Annotated in this window: 8 protein-coding genes; 5 read left to right on the forward strand and 3 right to left on the reverse strand. The window is 35.9% G+C overall.

Annotated features, from left to right (window positions below; genetic code table 11):
- Positions 1 to 146 precede the first annotated feature (146 nt).
- Together ACFSUL_RS00735 and ACFSUL_RS00740 are read left to right on the forward strand one after the other, a co-directional pair.
- Entirely contained in the window at positions 147 to 2,924 is a 2,778-nt protein-coding gene (locus ACFSUL_RS00735; RefSeq protein WP_377931771.1) for a carboxypeptidase regulatory-like domain-containing protein, read from the forward strand.
- A 494-nt stretch (positions 2,925 to 3,418) separates the two neighbouring features.
- Positions 3,419 to 5,083 (forward strand): S-layer homology domain-containing protein, encoded by a 1,665-nt coding sequence (locus ACFSUL_RS00740; RefSeq protein WP_377931773.1) that lies wholly within the window; start codon positions 3,419 to 3,421, stop codon positions 5,081 to 5,083.
- A gap of 168 nt (positions 5,084 to 5,251) precedes the next feature.
- Here ACFSUL_RS00740 and ACFSUL_RS00745 read toward each other — a convergent pair whose 3' ends face one another.
- The 3 genes from ACFSUL_RS00745 to ACFSUL_RS00755 all read right to left on the reverse strand — a co-directional run bounded on the left by ACFSUL_RS00745 (position 5,252) and on the right by ACFSUL_RS00755 (position 10,251).
- The gene (locus ACFSUL_RS00745; RefSeq protein ID WP_377931775.1) at positions 5,252 to 7,384 is read right to left on the reverse strand and encodes a 5'-nucleotidase C-terminal domain-containing protein; all 2,133 of its coding nucleotides are present in this window, start codon (positions 7,382 to 7,384) and stop codon (positions 5,252 to 5,254) included.
- A 427-nt stretch (positions 7,385 to 7,811) separates the two neighbouring features.
- On the reverse strand, positions 7,812 to 9,035 hold the full coding sequence (locus tag ACFSUL_RS00750; RefSeq protein ID WP_377931777.1) for a polysaccharide deacetylase family protein: 1,224 nt from the start codon (positions 9,033 to 9,035) through the stop codon (positions 7,812 to 7,814).
- A gap of 163 nt (positions 9,036 to 9,198) precedes the next feature.
- Positions 9,199 to 10,251, reverse strand: a complete 1,053-nt coding sequence (locus ACFSUL_RS00755; protein ID WP_377931779.1) for a hypothetical protein — start codon at positions 10,249 to 10,251, stop codon at positions 9,199 to 9,201.
- A gap of 509 nt (positions 10,252 to 10,760) precedes the next feature.
- Here ACFSUL_RS00755 and ACFSUL_RS00760 point away from each other — a divergent pair.
- The 3 genes from ACFSUL_RS00760 (at position 10,761) to ACFSUL_RS00770 (ending at position 14,970) form a co-directional block, all read left to right on the forward strand.
- Positions 10,761 to 11,105 (forward strand): hypothetical protein, encoded by a 345-nt coding sequence (locus ACFSUL_RS00760; protein WP_377931781.1) that lies wholly within the window; start codon positions 10,761 to 10,763, stop codon positions 11,103 to 11,105.
- Positions 11,106 to 11,197: 92 nt separating this feature from the next.
- Positions 11,198 to 11,836: an S-layer homology domain-containing protein gene (locus tag ACFSUL_RS00765; protein ID WP_377931783.1), complete on the forward strand. Its 639-nt coding sequence runs from the start codon at positions 11,198 to 11,200 to the stop codon at positions 11,834 to 11,836.
- A gap of 614 nt (positions 11,837 to 12,450) precedes the next feature.
- Positions 12,451 to 14,970 (forward strand): phosphodiester glycosidase family protein, encoded by a 2,520-nt coding sequence (locus ACFSUL_RS00770; RefSeq protein ID WP_377931785.1) that lies wholly within the window; start codon positions 12,451 to 12,453, stop codon positions 14,968 to 14,970.
- Positions 14,971 to 14,992: the final 22 nt, after the last annotated feature.

Here is a 14,992-nt window from a genome sequence, read left to right on the forward strand (position 1 = left end):
AGATTACAAGTTTAATTAATCCTTACCATGTTATTAATAATCTACCATTTTTAGATGTGGTATTTGGATTGTTAAACAAAAAATAAGTTACTTCTCTATTTTTTACTGAGATAAAATATATTATATTTCGTAGGGGGATTTTTTACATGGCTTACCAACCAAAGTCTTATCGCAAGTTTGTTGCAACTGCAGCAACTGCAACAATAGTAGCATCTGCTGTAGCACCTGTATCTGCGGCTGGATTTACAGATGTATCAGATAAATACAAGGAAGCAGTAGATTTTGTAGTAGAAAAAGGAGCTAACGGTTTAACTGAAACTTCTTTTGGTGTTAGCAAAGAAATCAAACGTGTTGACGCTGCGGTTTTACTTGCAAATGTTCTTGAGTTAGATATTGAGAATGCTCCCGCATCTGGTTTTACAGATGTTCCAGCACGTGCACAAGGTCACGTTAACGCTCTTAAAGAAGCTGGAATTACTTCTGGTAAAACTACTACAAAATTTGATGCTGAAAGCCCAATCACTCGTGGTGAATTAGCTATCTGGATTCAAAGAGGATTTGAATTAGAAGGTTCTGCTGACCTTGCTTTCACTGATGTTGGCGACCGTTATGTAGAGGCTGTTAAAGCATTAGTGACGAACGAAATCACAAACGGTGTTTCTGATACAAAATTCGGAGTAGGTCAAAATGCTAAGCGTGGAGATTATGCTATTTTCTTACATGAAGCGAGTCTTGCTGTAGAAGATAAAGCCCCTGCTTTAGAATCTGGTATTGCTGGATTCATTTTTGATGGCGGTGAGCCAGTAGTAGATGCAACTGTAACAGTCGGCGATAAAACGGCTACAACTGATGAAAAAGGTTACTATAAACTTCTAGATGTTCAACCAGGAAGTCAAGATGTAACAGTCGCAGCTGATGGATACCAAACAGTGACTACTTCTGATGTAAAGGTTTTAGCTGATAAAGTCTCAACTTTTACTAAGGATATTAACTCAGTTGAAATCAATACCGGTGCTATCGAAGTATCTGGTGTGGTTGTAGATTCTGATACAGGTGTTGCTATTAATGCGGCAGATGTGACTCTTGAATCTTATGATGCAGAGACTGAAGAATGGAATGCTGTTGCAGAAGTTCAAACTGATGCTACTGGTGAATATGTTATTGACCAATCAGCAGCAAGTTCTAACTTGAAATTAGGTGCAGAGTATCGTCTAACGGTTAGCATTGATGGTTATAAAGATAGTATCCAAACAATCACCCTTGATAATCAAAAAGTTTCAAATGTGCTAAAAGGTATTGAACTTGATGCAATTGCTGCAATGGATGTAACAGGAATTGTTACTGATGCTGCTGGTGAGAAAGTTAGCGCTGCGGATGTAACTATTTATGATGCAGAAGGTACTGAATTAGAAACCACTACTACTGATGCAGAAGGTGTTTATAGCGTAGAAGATATGCAATTGCTTAGCGGCACTTACAATGTGGTAATTGATCACGCTGATTCTGCAGTTTCTTATACAGAATTTGAAGCTGTAGAAGGTACTGACGCTACTCATAATGTACAGCTTGAAGCAGGTAATGCAATTGCTGCAACAATTGGTACAGAATTATTAAGCGATGACTTTGGTTCTTCTGATGCGGATGCAGCAACGTACACAATGGAAATTTTAAATGGTAAAACAGTTATTGGTACAAATGAATTTGTTAGTCAATCTTCTGGTTCTGACTCTACATTATCATTTGACTTTTCACGCATTGCACCAGGAACTTATACTTTAAAACTATCTGGTGATTATGTTGCAACAAAAGAATATTCAATTACAGTTGATGGTGACGAGACATTTGAAGGAAGAGCTATGCCAGCAGGAAAAATCTCTGGTGCGGTTACTGATTCAGAAGGTGCTACAGTAAACTTAGTAGATGCGGATGGCAATGTCGTTGATACTACAGAAGCCGGTATTGCTGGTGCTTATGAGTTCACTGGTGTTGCTGTTGGTGACTATAAAGTAGAAGCTTCTAAAACAGGCTTTGTAGCTGAAACTTCCGATGAGGTAACAGTTACGAAGAATGCTGAAACTTCGGGGGTTGATATTGATCTTGATGCTGTAGTAACTACAGGTGACGTTGCAGGTTATGTTCGTACAAGTGGAACATTAGCATCAGTTGCAAATGCTACAGTAACTTATTATGATGCAGAAGGTGAAGAGGTAGATTCTGCAGATGTTCAAGCTAACGGTTCTTACACTCTTTCTGACTTAGAAGCAGGAACTTATGATGTAGTAGTTCGTGGAGATGCTGTTGAAACTTACACTACTACTCAAACTATTGCAGCAGGGGATAACTTAACAAAAGTTAACTATAACTTAACTCAAGGCGGCGATGCTTCCTTAGAAGTTACTGTAGTTGACAGTGAAGGAAACCCGGTAGATGTTGCAATTGATGGATTTGATTTAGCTGATGCATTTGTTGGAGTGACTAATCCTACTGTTGGTACTTGGGAAGAAGCTGATTCTGCTGTTGACACTGTTACATTTAACAACCTTTCAGCGGGAACTTATGATCTTGACATTGATGTATCATCAGAAGACTATGTTGATGTAGAAACTACAGTTTCAGTAGCTGCAGGAGAAGAGATTGAGCTTAAGATTGTAGTTGATGAAGTAGCTGCACAAAGTGATGTAAACTTCCGTGTAGTTAATGAAGCAAATGCAAACGTTGAAGGTGCTTATGTTGTAGTCTTCAAAGAAGACGGCACAATCAAAGACATTCTAACTACTACAGCTGGTACTGAGGATTTAGCATTAGTTGATGGTAATTATACTTTAGCTGTTTACCATGATGGATATGTTGTGTCTGAGCAAGCAATTACAGTTGAAGGAAAAGATGTAAACGTACCTGTAATTCAATTAGCACCAATTAAATAATTGTCAAGCTAACTGAAAAATGCTGAGGGAGGTCCCCCTCGGCATTTTTCTCTTTAAATACAGTATATTCCTACCTCTACATAGATTTCTTGCAAAATAATCTAATGGTTATCACAGTATTCTTTTATAGCATTTCTTTGAAAAAGAAGAAATGCCCCGCAAAGATTTTCTCTCTGCAGAGCTTTTCCTCATTTAATAAAAGGACTAGGTTAACCTGTCATATTTCTCGTTGGTCTCTTGGAGATAACTCTACTTATACTTATTATAAGGAAGTAACGAAGCGTAAGACTAAGGAATGATAGATGAGTCATATATTATGGTGAAAATTACACTTTACGGAATTATTGAGGAGATTTAAAATGAGTAAGAAGACCTACTTTGGTTTTTCGTACTTATATAGTAGTTTTCTATTTTTATGTAATTATTTCATTTTATTTTTAAGGGAGGGTACAATTTTTTTGACTTCATGTTTAAACAGAAAGAGGAGAGAGAAAATGAAGAAATTTAGTTTAGCTATTACTATTATTTTATTAGTGTTGGGGTCTATTGGTCCTTTTGCTGCAAGTACTGCCGCTGCTAGTTCACAGAGTGAGCTTGCAATTGGTGATAAAGCATCTGGTGAAATTTCAGAAGAGAATGGCGAGCAAATTTATAAAATTGATTTGTTGGAAGCAGGAAGGCTAACGGTAAACATTTCTTCTTATTTTGAGCATATGGATGTTCAATTACATGATTTTAATGGGGAAGAAATATGGGATAGTAGTGTTTTGTATGGAGAAGAAAATAATCCGGAAAAATGGTCGAATCAAGTAGATTTAGAGGCTGGTACTTATCTTTTAACGATAAAGCAGGGTAATTGGGGTGTGACCACGGGAAGCTATATCGTAGAAGCAGATTTCAAACCAGCAGAAAACAATGAAGTCGAACCAAACAATGGGACAGAAATTGCACAACTGCTGACTTTGGATGAGCAAACAGTTCAAGGCTTTTTAAGTTGGAGTGATTCAGTAGATTACTATAAAGTACAACTGCCACAAGCAGGAAAATTAACAGTAAATGCTTCTTCCTATTTTGAGCATGCGGATGTTCAATTATACGATGTAAACGGAGAAGAAGTATGGAATGATAGTATTTTATACGGAGAAGAGTACAACCCGCAGAAATTATCAAGGCAAGTGGATTTAGAGGCAGGTACTTATTTTATTAAAATTAATAAGGGTAACTGGGGAGATACAACAGGCACCTATACGCTAGGGACAGTATTCCAAGCTGCTGAAAATAATGAAGTAGAGCCTAATAATGGAACAGAAATCGCTCAACTATTAACGTTAAACGATAAATCGGTCAAAGGCTTTCTAAGCTGGAGTGATTCTGAGGACTACTATAAAGTTGTTCTTCCAAAAGCAGGACAAGTAAGAATAAATATTTCCTCTTACTTTGAGCATATGGATATTCAATTGCTTGATACCGACCGAAATGAGCTTTTAGATTCTTCTGTTACTTACGGAAAGGAAAATGATCCGCAGAAGTGGTCAGAGGAAAAGGAATTAGAAGCAGGCACTTATTATATTAAAATCAGTAAAGGTAATTGGGGAGATACAACAGGCACCTACTTATTAAATGTAGAAGATCCGTCCACACTTAAAGCTTTCACAGATGTTTCAGATCGCTATAAAGAAGCTGTGGGTCATCTTGTTCAAGAGGATATTACACAAGGTTTAACTAATACAATGTTCGGAACACGAAACAAAATAAAACGAATTGATGCAGCTGTTTTACTTGCGAAAGCGTTGAAATTGGATCTCCAATCATCCAAAGAAGCTGGGTTTAAAGATGTTCCAAGTCGTGCAAAAGATGCTGTTAATGCCCTAGTGGAAAAAGATATCCTTAATGGTAAATCGAAAGAGAGATTTGGAGCTAATGATAATTTAACGCGTGGTGAGATGGCGTTAATGATAAAAAGAGCCTATGAATTAGAAGGGTCAGGAGTAAATCTTTCTTTCACAGATGTCTCAGATCGCTATGAATTAGCCGTGAAGTCTCTTGTGAAAAATAAAATAACGCAAGGTAAAACGGCAATTTCCTACGGAACTGGCAGCCCAATTACTCGTGGAGAAATGGCAATCTTTTTGTTTAGAGCGGGTAGCCTAAAGTACTAATGCGAATTGTTACTGAATAAATAATGGGGCAATTATGTGTGAAGCCTCAATAATAGTATAGCCAAGAGTTTTAGGTGTACGCATTCTTATAACTATAATAAATAACAACCAAAAGCCAATCGATATAATAACGATTGGCTTTTGTACTAATCTTTTTATTGATTCTGTTTACTCATTAATATCAACAATACGATCTTCCACTGCAGGGTCAACAGTTTCTAGAGTTTGTAAATACTCTGTGAACATTTCGTAGTCAACGTACCCAGGCTCACTTACACGTCCTTCATCGTAAGCTTTCTTGAACATGTCGTAACCATCTCCACCTTTTGCAGTGAATGTATTTGTGGCAACAAAATAAGAAGCATCTTCGTCTAAAGTAGCATAATCTGTTCCATTGTTTACCTCTGCGGATATAACTCTTTCACCTGCAGGTTTACTGCTATCATAAGTAAATTTTAGTCCAGACATTTGAAGGAAAGCACCATTTGCATTCGGGGCTTGACTTACACTATGCTCTAGCGCTTCTTTAATCTCTTTACCTGTTAGATTCATGATTCCAAGTGAGTTACCAAAAGGCATAACGGTTAAAATTTCACCCATTGTAATGTCTCCTTCATCAATGGATTCACGAATTCCTCCACCATTTGTAAGAGCTACTACTGTGTCGGGGTTAATCGTTTTTGCTTTTGCCAACATACCATCTGTAATGAGGTTTCCTAAATTTGTTTCTTTTGTACGTACATTTTCACGTGCACCGTCTAATGATGAAACGGCTTTTACTTCAATGGATTGGTCTTTAATAGCATCCACTTGGTCTGAATAAGGTTTTAACATTTCAAGAACTTCTGCATCAGCTTCTTGGTCAGCAACGGAAATTAGCTTTCCTCCATAGTTCGTAACGACTCCACCTTCATCAAATATTACATCTAACGTACCAAGTGCTTTGCCGTATTCACCTGTTTGCACGATAATAGTAGGCTCATCACCATCTTCATTAACAGTAGGCTCCTCTAGTGTAGAGTGAGTATGTCCACCAACGATTACATCGATTCCCTCTACTTGTTTTGCTAGCTCGAGGTCATTATCAAATTCTAGGCTATCATCATAGCCAATATGTGTAAGAGCAATAATTTTATTAATTCCTTGGTCTTTAAATGCTTGAACTGTTTCAGTTGCCTTTTCAATGTAGCTTGAGAATTCTACATTTCCTGTGCTAGAAATATCAGGAGTTTCTTCTGTTGTTAGACCAAAAATTCCCACCTTTTCACCATCAATTTCTTTTACAATCCCATTGTAAATTTGACCGTCTGTTGCTTCTTTAGAGATTTCTGAATGTTGAAGGCCAGTAAATAGGTCGTCTTTGGAAAAATCAACATTTGCACTAACAAATGGAAATTCAGCACCTTTTACAAAGTCCGCTAAAGCTTTATGCCCATTTTCACTAGCTCCTAAATCAAATTCATGGTTACCAAATGTCATAGCATCATATTCAAGATAATTCATAAACTTTAGATCAGCTTGTCCTAAGAATTCATTAAAATATAATGTTCCAGAAAAGACATCACCAGCATCAAGTAAAAGAGAGTCTGGCTTTTTAGCTCTTATTTTCTCAATTGCGGTAGCCCGTTTCGCGATGTCTTCAATATGTCCGTGAGTATCGTTTGTATGCATAATAGATAGATTGAAAGCTTCTTCTTGTAATTCTTTTGCTTGTGTTGCTTTATGAAGGAAGGTAGCATAATCTCCGCGTTTAGCAGGGTGCTCTATTCCAAATTGCGTTTGAGAAACACCTTTCGTAATATTATTAGCGACTAACATTTTTACAGCGGGTTCATATGTTTCTTTTACATCAGTAAAGGAAAGTTCAGCAGTTCCTACTAGTCCATAACCTCTTTGAATCCACAAGGCTAACTCTCCGCGAGTAATATTGCTTTCGGACCCAAATGATGTAGCTGTTTTACCATTTGTAATGTTTGCGGCTTTTAATGCATTAACTGCACCTTCAGCACGTTTTGGTACATCTGTGAACCCAGATTCAGGAGCATTCGCTGTGTCGAGATCTAAAACATTTGCTAATAGTATAGCAGCATCTACCCGTTTGATGAATTTCTCTGTACCAAACTGACTTTCGGTTAGACCTTTAGCACCTTTTGATACTAAAAAGTTAACAGCATCTGTATAACGATCTGGTACATCAGTGAATTCCTTGGCATCTGCAGAAACTACAGGTGCAAAAGCACTTGCAACAAGAGTAGTTGTCGTAGCAGTGGCTAATAATTTACGGTAAGACTTATTTGTCATTTCTCAAACTCTCCCCTTTAATATGTTAATAGGGGTAATCACTCTGAAAGATCTCTATGAAAACAATTTCATAAAAAAAGCTGTCAAAATGAATCAACCCGTGTCTATTATAACAGAATAATTATTCTATTTTTAGAAAAATTTAGTCTTTTTATAATATGAAAGGCTCACGATGGTCAACTTGAAGTGTGTACAAGGAAGTTTAATACTTATTAGGTGCTTATTTTGATCAATAAGAGTTTAGTGAAGAATAAGTTGTTATAAGTAACTATTAGTTGTGCCAAGATTATTATTCACCATATCTATATTTATATGTCAGGCCTTAGAGAGAGTCGGATAATAACATTATGTTTTATATAAAATAGCCAACTCAAAATCTGAGTTGGCTTATTAATTTTGATAATCTTTTGGAATATTTATTACGGTATCAATAGCTTCCGTTGACTTTCATAATAAAATCTTTTAATGAGTGTCGAGGTCCAACACCTTGCCGTTTTAGTTGATAAGGGGAGTCTCCAATTTTAACGTATCCAGTTTCAGTCGTGAATGCTAGTTTGATTCCGGTTGCTTTTGCTGCTTCTATCGTTTTTTGATCAAATTGCCCCCATGGATAAGCTAGATATTTAACAGCATCTTCCCCTTGGTGATGTTCACCTATCCGTTTTTTTCCACGTAGTAGATCAGTTTGAACCTCTTCGAATGATTTGAAGATTAAAAAGGGAAGCATTGTTTCTCGATCTCGAACATGCATATTATAGGTATGATGTTGAAAGTCAAATATGTCATTTGTTTCTTTCATCGTATTAAAACTAAAGTATTGTAATGAGTCTGGATGAAACGAAACATTTTTGTCTCTTGTTCGATAGCCAATGAGGAAATGTGTTGCTTTGAAGTCAAACTTTTTTAATATCGGATAAGCATACTTCTCACTGCTTAACATCCCATCATCAAATGTAATAACAGCAATTTTCCCTACTAAGTTTTGTTGGCTATTTAAATACTTTTCTAGTTCTTGTAATAGAATGGTACGGTATCCTTGCTTATGTAAGTACTGCATTTGTTCTTCAAACGACTCTACAGATATAACCATATTATTGTCTCGAAATCTTACATTCTCTTCATCTCTTAGCATGTGGTGATACATTAGTACAGGTACACCACTATCAACCTTCGTATTTTCTTTGTAAATGTAACCAACCTTATTTCCGAGAGAAATTGTATACCAATTTTCTTCTTCTGAAATAATAGGATAGCGAACATTTCGATTTAAAATCGCGAATGCCTTTTTCGATTCCTTCACACTGTCATAAACAACTGTTTGTCTTGTTGTGATGATAACTTTATTCAACTTTTTAGAATTTTGAGTGGAAGTAGTAGAGGGCGATTTCCCACTGACCTCGACCTTTCCTGATTTCTTTATAAAAGCTGTTCCATTACCAAAGTGAATAAAATAGTATTGCTCATCTTCATTAATTAATTTCATAGATTGTCCAGATAGCAACGTTCCGACCCTAACTGTGTCTCCTGCAATCGTATCATAAAGCTGCACATCACTATTTGCCTTTACATATAATGCTGAAGCCTTCGAATGATAATCTAATGTAAAGAAACTAGCAATTAGTAAGAATATAATAATAGTTAATTTGCGCATAAACGGTCTCCTTGATGTGAGTATAGTTGCATTACTATAGTATCATAAAAGTGGCAGGCATTCTCTCGGAATTTGTCGAAACAAAAAGCCAACTCAAATTTTAAGTTGGCTTTTGTATAGGGTATTTTTTAAATATGGTTACCGTATTTCTCATCCTACATAGTTATTCATTATTTTCCGTGTTTGTTTTGACTTCCCCCGGTGTATATTCATATTTTAATCCACTATTAGAAGAGAAAGTATATTGCTTTGTTTCACCTTCATACTCCAATAAGTAATGTTTCACTTTAGCAGTAATAATTTCTTTTTTACTATCATCGTATCCTACAGGGGAAGTAAGATAAATCTCCTTCACTAAGATAGCGGACTTGCCTTCCTCTTTTTTAATCCAATTTTTAGCTTCTTCCCAGGTTAGATTTAAAGGTTGTTGAAAATAATGGGTATCTTGTAAGCTATCAAGCTTCCAGTGATTATCCTCTGATTTTTTTAATCCAAGTTCTATAGTGTGACCACCCCGGAGGACTGTCGCAAGGCTGACTGTATTCACTTTAATAAAGTTTTCGGTTTGTTCTAAGACCTGAAACCGTGCATGAACATCAATAGGGAGAAACACACTTACATCACAACTGCAATAAAAAGAATCATAAGGTTGTATTTTTGTATTAAAAAAATCTGCTGTAATTAGTGAACTAAGTTCCTTTTTCATTATCTCTTTGTCAGCGGGATTTTCATTTTTATCCCAACTATATTCTTTGCCAATTTCATAAAATCTCTGAAGAAACTGAGTATATTTGTTATCCGTAAGGTTCATTATCTCTTGGTAAGTTAATGATGGTGAGTCTAGTTTTTCTATTGGCGGAGAAGGGAGGGGGGCAATTTGTTTTTCTTCATTAACCTCTTTTTTGGTTGAATGCTCAGTTTTTTTACGAGGAGTTTCAGGATAGTTAATAGTCTTTTTATTAACTTCTTCATTGGCTGAAGACAATTCTCCTTCTTCTCCATTTATGATAGTTTTTTTCTCTTTTGGTGCTATCACCTCGTTTGTATTAGTAAATGACTCTCCTCGTTGCTGATCCAAGTCATCCTTAGTGTCTTCTGCTTTTGTATCATTTGAAATTGGTTCTGTAGAGTTTATTTTACTTTGAAAATTAATTATGAATATCATAAGTGACAACACCACCATAACTAACAGACAACGGATAACTTTTTTCTTCATTAGATTCCCCCTAACTGTAAGAATAGAGCTAATGGTTAAATGACTACTTTTCTAAGCCTTCAATATTATTCATTTTATGCAATTAAATTGATGATATTTCCAATTTTTCTCTTCCTTTATAATCACAAAGGTTATGCTCTGAATAGGAAAATCGTTTAGTGTAGGTTAAAAATGAAAGAAGTGGATAGGATGCTATAACAAGTTAATGTTGATGAGCGAGAATAGCAGAGAACAGAGTGAGAACATTAAGTAAATGATTCCACTGTAGGTTAGGATTTCCAATAACATGTTGTATACTATAATGTAGTATTTTATTACCAGTATAAGTTTACTATTAAGGGATTAATTAAAGATATCCCAATAAATTAATCTAGTAAAAAGTGTAAATGAAAAAATATGGGGGTATGTAATTTCAATTAAAATACTGATAAACTCACCCTGTTTTTTTATAAGGAGTTTGGGTGGTGATTTTATCCACTACTAAAATAATTAATACGAAGGAGATAAAAATGAAAAAGAAACTATTATTATTAAGCTTGATTATGTGTTTGGCATCGTCAATAGTATTAATTCCTAAAACAAATGCAGCAAGCAATATCACTAATCCTACAGATTTATGGTATACAAGAGATGCTAAGATTCCGCCGGGTTTATACTATTATTTATTAAATAACACTGGCATTGCTTCCTACATATACACGGACATAAAAATAGACTTAAAAAGGGCTAAAGACTATTTATGGAATGTGGAGACCGAAACAAAAGATTACATAATAGGTAGAGCACCAGCTTCCAATTATAATAAGCATAAACTCATAGTGACAAAGAATGGTTTATTTATTTTAAAGATCTAAACGAAACTGCTCTCCCCAGCGTCAATCCGAATGAAGAGGAAAGCTTAAGAAACATTGTTAGGAAATCTGTAAAAATATTAGCTGGACCAACAGTGGACAATGTAAGTTACATCCACTTTAAATATTTAGATGCAACAAAGGCTACGTTCTTTGAATACACTCATGATACGAAAACAAGCTTTGACCTCTCCGTCCCAGATGATGTGGAAATTAATGAAGTCATGATGAATAGAAATAAGGAATTGAGCCCATTAACTTTTAAACCAGGAATGACGCATGGTGTTTACTTTAGTTTTACCGAGCTAAAAGTAGATGGTTTAAGCTTTAATGGACTTTCCGATTATGATAATTTTTCGGTAGTTTATTCAGGAAACGATTTAAAGGCAGCTTCAGACAAGGGGAATTTTGCTTATTATACTTACAACCTAAACAACTACTTCACCCCAACGTTCACAGATATAGCTACTGACAATTGGGCATATCAAGATATTTTATGGGCTGCAAGAAAAGGGATTATCCAAGGATACCCAACAGATCAATTTAAGCCAACTGATGATTTAACAGAAGGTCAATTAGCGATGGTGCTTGCACGGTATTTCGGACTTCATACAGATCAGGAATATGGTCATCGAGCACAACCTATTTATGATATGTTACAAGTTTACAATCTTCCATTCAAAGGGTATAAAGACAATATAATTAAAAATGCTCCAGGACCCGTGGAACACTAGCGAAAATTCTTGCTGCCACACAAGGAGAAAGTACTGATTTAAGAAAAGCTATTCAGTTTATGTATGATGAAGGACTATCTAATGGAATGGGTGGAAAAAAAACTTTTGAAGACTATCAAGCTAATAAGATATTAAAACGTTCGGAGATTTCAGCCTTCTTTGGTCGAATGAATGCAAAGCATATGACTTCTATTCAAAATTAGTGAAATGGAACTAAAAAGAGCAGGTATTGTTTGTTATTAATAAAACAAATGGCTTAGTATGGATTATTATTCCTTTATATGCTAAAACAGCCATTATAACTAAAATTATCTTATTATGTTCTTGTAACTTATTTGAAATATGATACAATATTCTTGTAAGTTTTACTTCCTGTTTTGTTTTAATAAGTGCGTGTAGGGCTAGGTTGAGCCGGTAAAAGAAAGAAACGTCTTGATATTCTTCGAGACGTTTCTTTCTTTTTATATGTCTCTAGGACACTCTCCGTTTATTTCGATATTCTTCGAGTTTATTCTTTTAATCTATTTAAAAAGTTACAAATTCCGTTATAATTTTATAGTGTAACCAATATATTGAAAAATACTAGATAGGTAGAATTAAAGGAGAGGTATGCTTTGATAACGAAAAAAAGAAAATATTGGGGATGGATAGTTATTTTGTCACTGGCCTTATCACTGGTCTTATTACCTAACCGTTCCTTAGCATTACAAATAACATCGGGAGTCAACCATCAGAAGGAACAAAGAAATGTGTCTGGCTATAAGCAAACGATAAACACAATGAGCATCAACCTATCCGATCCTTATACAAAGGTTAAGATAGGATTGCCTAACCCGATTAACTCTTTACATACGGTTTCATCATTAGCTAGAAAAAATACTTTTACCCAGCATCGCGTAGTAGGGGCAATCAACGCTTCCTTTTTTCATTGGGATAGTCGTCTGCCTTCTTATTTATTGGCAAAGGATAATAAAATTGTCAACTTAGGTGCTGTATCAACGAAATCCAATAATTATATGCACACTCCTGCAGCTTTTGGGATTAATAAAGCAGGAAAAGGGCAAATTGATCGTTTTGACCTTAATGTAAATATTACCCATAATAATCAAACATTTACACTAACAGACTTTAATCGTGCACGAGATATTGATGAAAGTATATTGTTTACTTCTAGTTATAAATTTGATCATACGAGAACAAATCCTTACGGTATGGAAGTAGTCGTGACCGGCGTACCAAAGCGAATAGATCATGATTTGAAGTTTGGTGAGAAGGTAACAGGAAAAGTCAAGAGTATTCGGCCGTATGGTCAGACAACTAGTGCCACCATTCCAAAGGACGGATTTGTGTTATCAGCTCATGGGGCAGCCATTGATCAAATTCGCAACCTTGAAATTGGGGATGATGTCACTATTTCATTAGATGTTGAGGATAAATGGAAAAACTCAGACTTTATGTTAGCAAGTGGGCCATTACTAGTCCAAAATGGAAAAGTTGATATGACTATTGACTCCAACAGTCCAAAAGTAACCCAGCGTGCTCCTCATACAGCAGTTGCAGTTGACAATACAGGGGACCGTGTTTTTTTTGTAACAGTAGATGGTCGCCAACCTGGATATAGTAGAGGCATGACACTAATTGAATTTGCCAAACATTTAGTGAGTCTTGGAGCAGATTACGCATTGAACCTAGATGGCGGTGGTTCGACTGCTATGGTTGCCCGACAGCATGGTGATACATACGCTAGCATTGTAAACCGCCCTTCAGATGGCTATGAACGAAGTGTTTCAGCTATTCTTCAAGCGGTCAACATTGCACCAGCGGGCCATCCGAATATTATAAAAGCAAAACTAGAAAAAAGCGGTGTAGTAGCTATAGGTGCTTCGGTAGGTTTTTCTATAGATTACGTATTAGATGAATATCTTAATAAAATTGCTTTCGATACTAGTCAAATGAAGTATTCTGTCGAAGGGGATATTGGCAAGATGGAAGATGATAAATTTGTTGGAACGAAGGCTGGAAAGGGCTACGTTGTCATCCAGTACGGTGGGGCGAAAACCAAAGTTCCTGTTACGGTGGCGGACAATCTCGCGAATATTTCTATAGAACCGAAAAATATTCGTCTCGCTCCTGGCCAAAAACAAGAACTTAATGTTAAAGCAATTTCTAAAACAGGTGAGCCTTTAACTATTAATCTAGAAGGAATAGAATGGACAGTAAACGGTAGTGTCGGAAAGGTTCAATCTGGTCATTTTATAGCGAGTGACAAGGAAGGAAAAGGTTCATTAGTAGCTAGTTTTGGTAAACACGAGGTAATAGCTCCTGTGGAGGTAACAACTGATCCCTTAATAATTCATAACTTTAATACTCTATCTAACCTCAAGCAAGAGGACATAAGGGCTTCAGCAAAACTTGAACTGGACTCTATTCTTCAACGTAAAGAAGGGAATGGCTCGGGTAAACTAAGATATCAATTTCCGACTAATCAGTCAGGTGTAGCGGCTTCCTATATTTCGGCAGTCAATCCAATAAAAATACAAGGAAAACCAACTAAAATAGGTGTTTGGGTATATGGAGATGGTCAAAATCATTGGTTAAGAGGAAGAATTAAAGATGCATCAGGGAGAGAGCATACTCTCAATTTTACAGGGGAAGGAGAACTGAATTGGTATGGATGGAAGTATGTTGAGGCCCCACTTCCAACAAGTTCAATAACCTATCCGGTATCCTTTAAACAAATTTATGTTGCAGAACCATTAGAATCAAATAAAAATAAAGGTTTCCTCTATTTTGATAAATTACAGGCAGTTTATTCTTCTCAATATGAAGAAGTAGCATTCAACTCTAGTTCCAAAGCTAAAGTGGTAGATCTTAACAAAAAATGGACGATTAGATTTAACACATCTATGTCATCAAGCTGGATTAATAATAAGACTATTTATGTAGAAAATATTGAAGGCAAAAGAATACCAGTTGATGTTAAGTTAGTATCTAATGGAAAGGCAGTTGAGGTATATGCCCCTTCCAATGGGTATGAGTCGGGGGAATACCGCTTAGTGGTGACAAGATTTGCTAAGTCTCAAAAGAATGTACTTATGACTAAAGACCATATTACCCAGTTTAAAGTAAAATAAAAGTAAAGAAAAAAGCTGTTAA

This window comes from Bacillus seohaeanensis, assembly GCF_042684945.1.
In the GTDB taxonomy this organism is placed as follows: Bacteria; Bacillota; Bacilli; order Bacillales; family Bacillaceae_B; genus Rossellomorea; species Rossellomorea seohaeanensis.

Bases quoted from the DNA above. Each gene is read 5' to 3' on its own strand.
- ACFSUL_RS00735 (WP_377931771.1), top strand. From the start codon at position 147: ATGGCTTACCAACCAAAGTCTTATCGCAAGTTTGTTGCAACTGCAGCA.
- ACFSUL_RS00740 (WP_377931773.1), top strand. From the start codon at position 3,419: ATGAAGAAATTTAGTTTAGCTATTACTATTATTTTATTAGTGTTGGGG.
- ACFSUL_RS00745 (WP_377931775.1), bottom strand. From the start codon at position 7,384: ATGACAAATAAGTCTTACCGTAAATTATTAGCCACTGCTACGACAACT.
- ACFSUL_RS00750 (WP_377931777.1), bottom strand. From the start codon at position 9,035: ATGCGCAAATTAACTATTATTATATTCTTACTAATTGCTAGTTTCTTT.
- ACFSUL_RS00755 (WP_377931779.1), bottom strand. From the start codon at position 10,251: ATGAAGAAAAAAGTTATCCGTTGTCTGTTAGTTATGGTGGTGTTGTCA.
- ACFSUL_RS00760 (WP_377931781.1), top strand. From the start codon at position 10,761: ATGAAAAAGAAACTATTATTATTAAGCTTGATTATGTGTTTGGCATCG.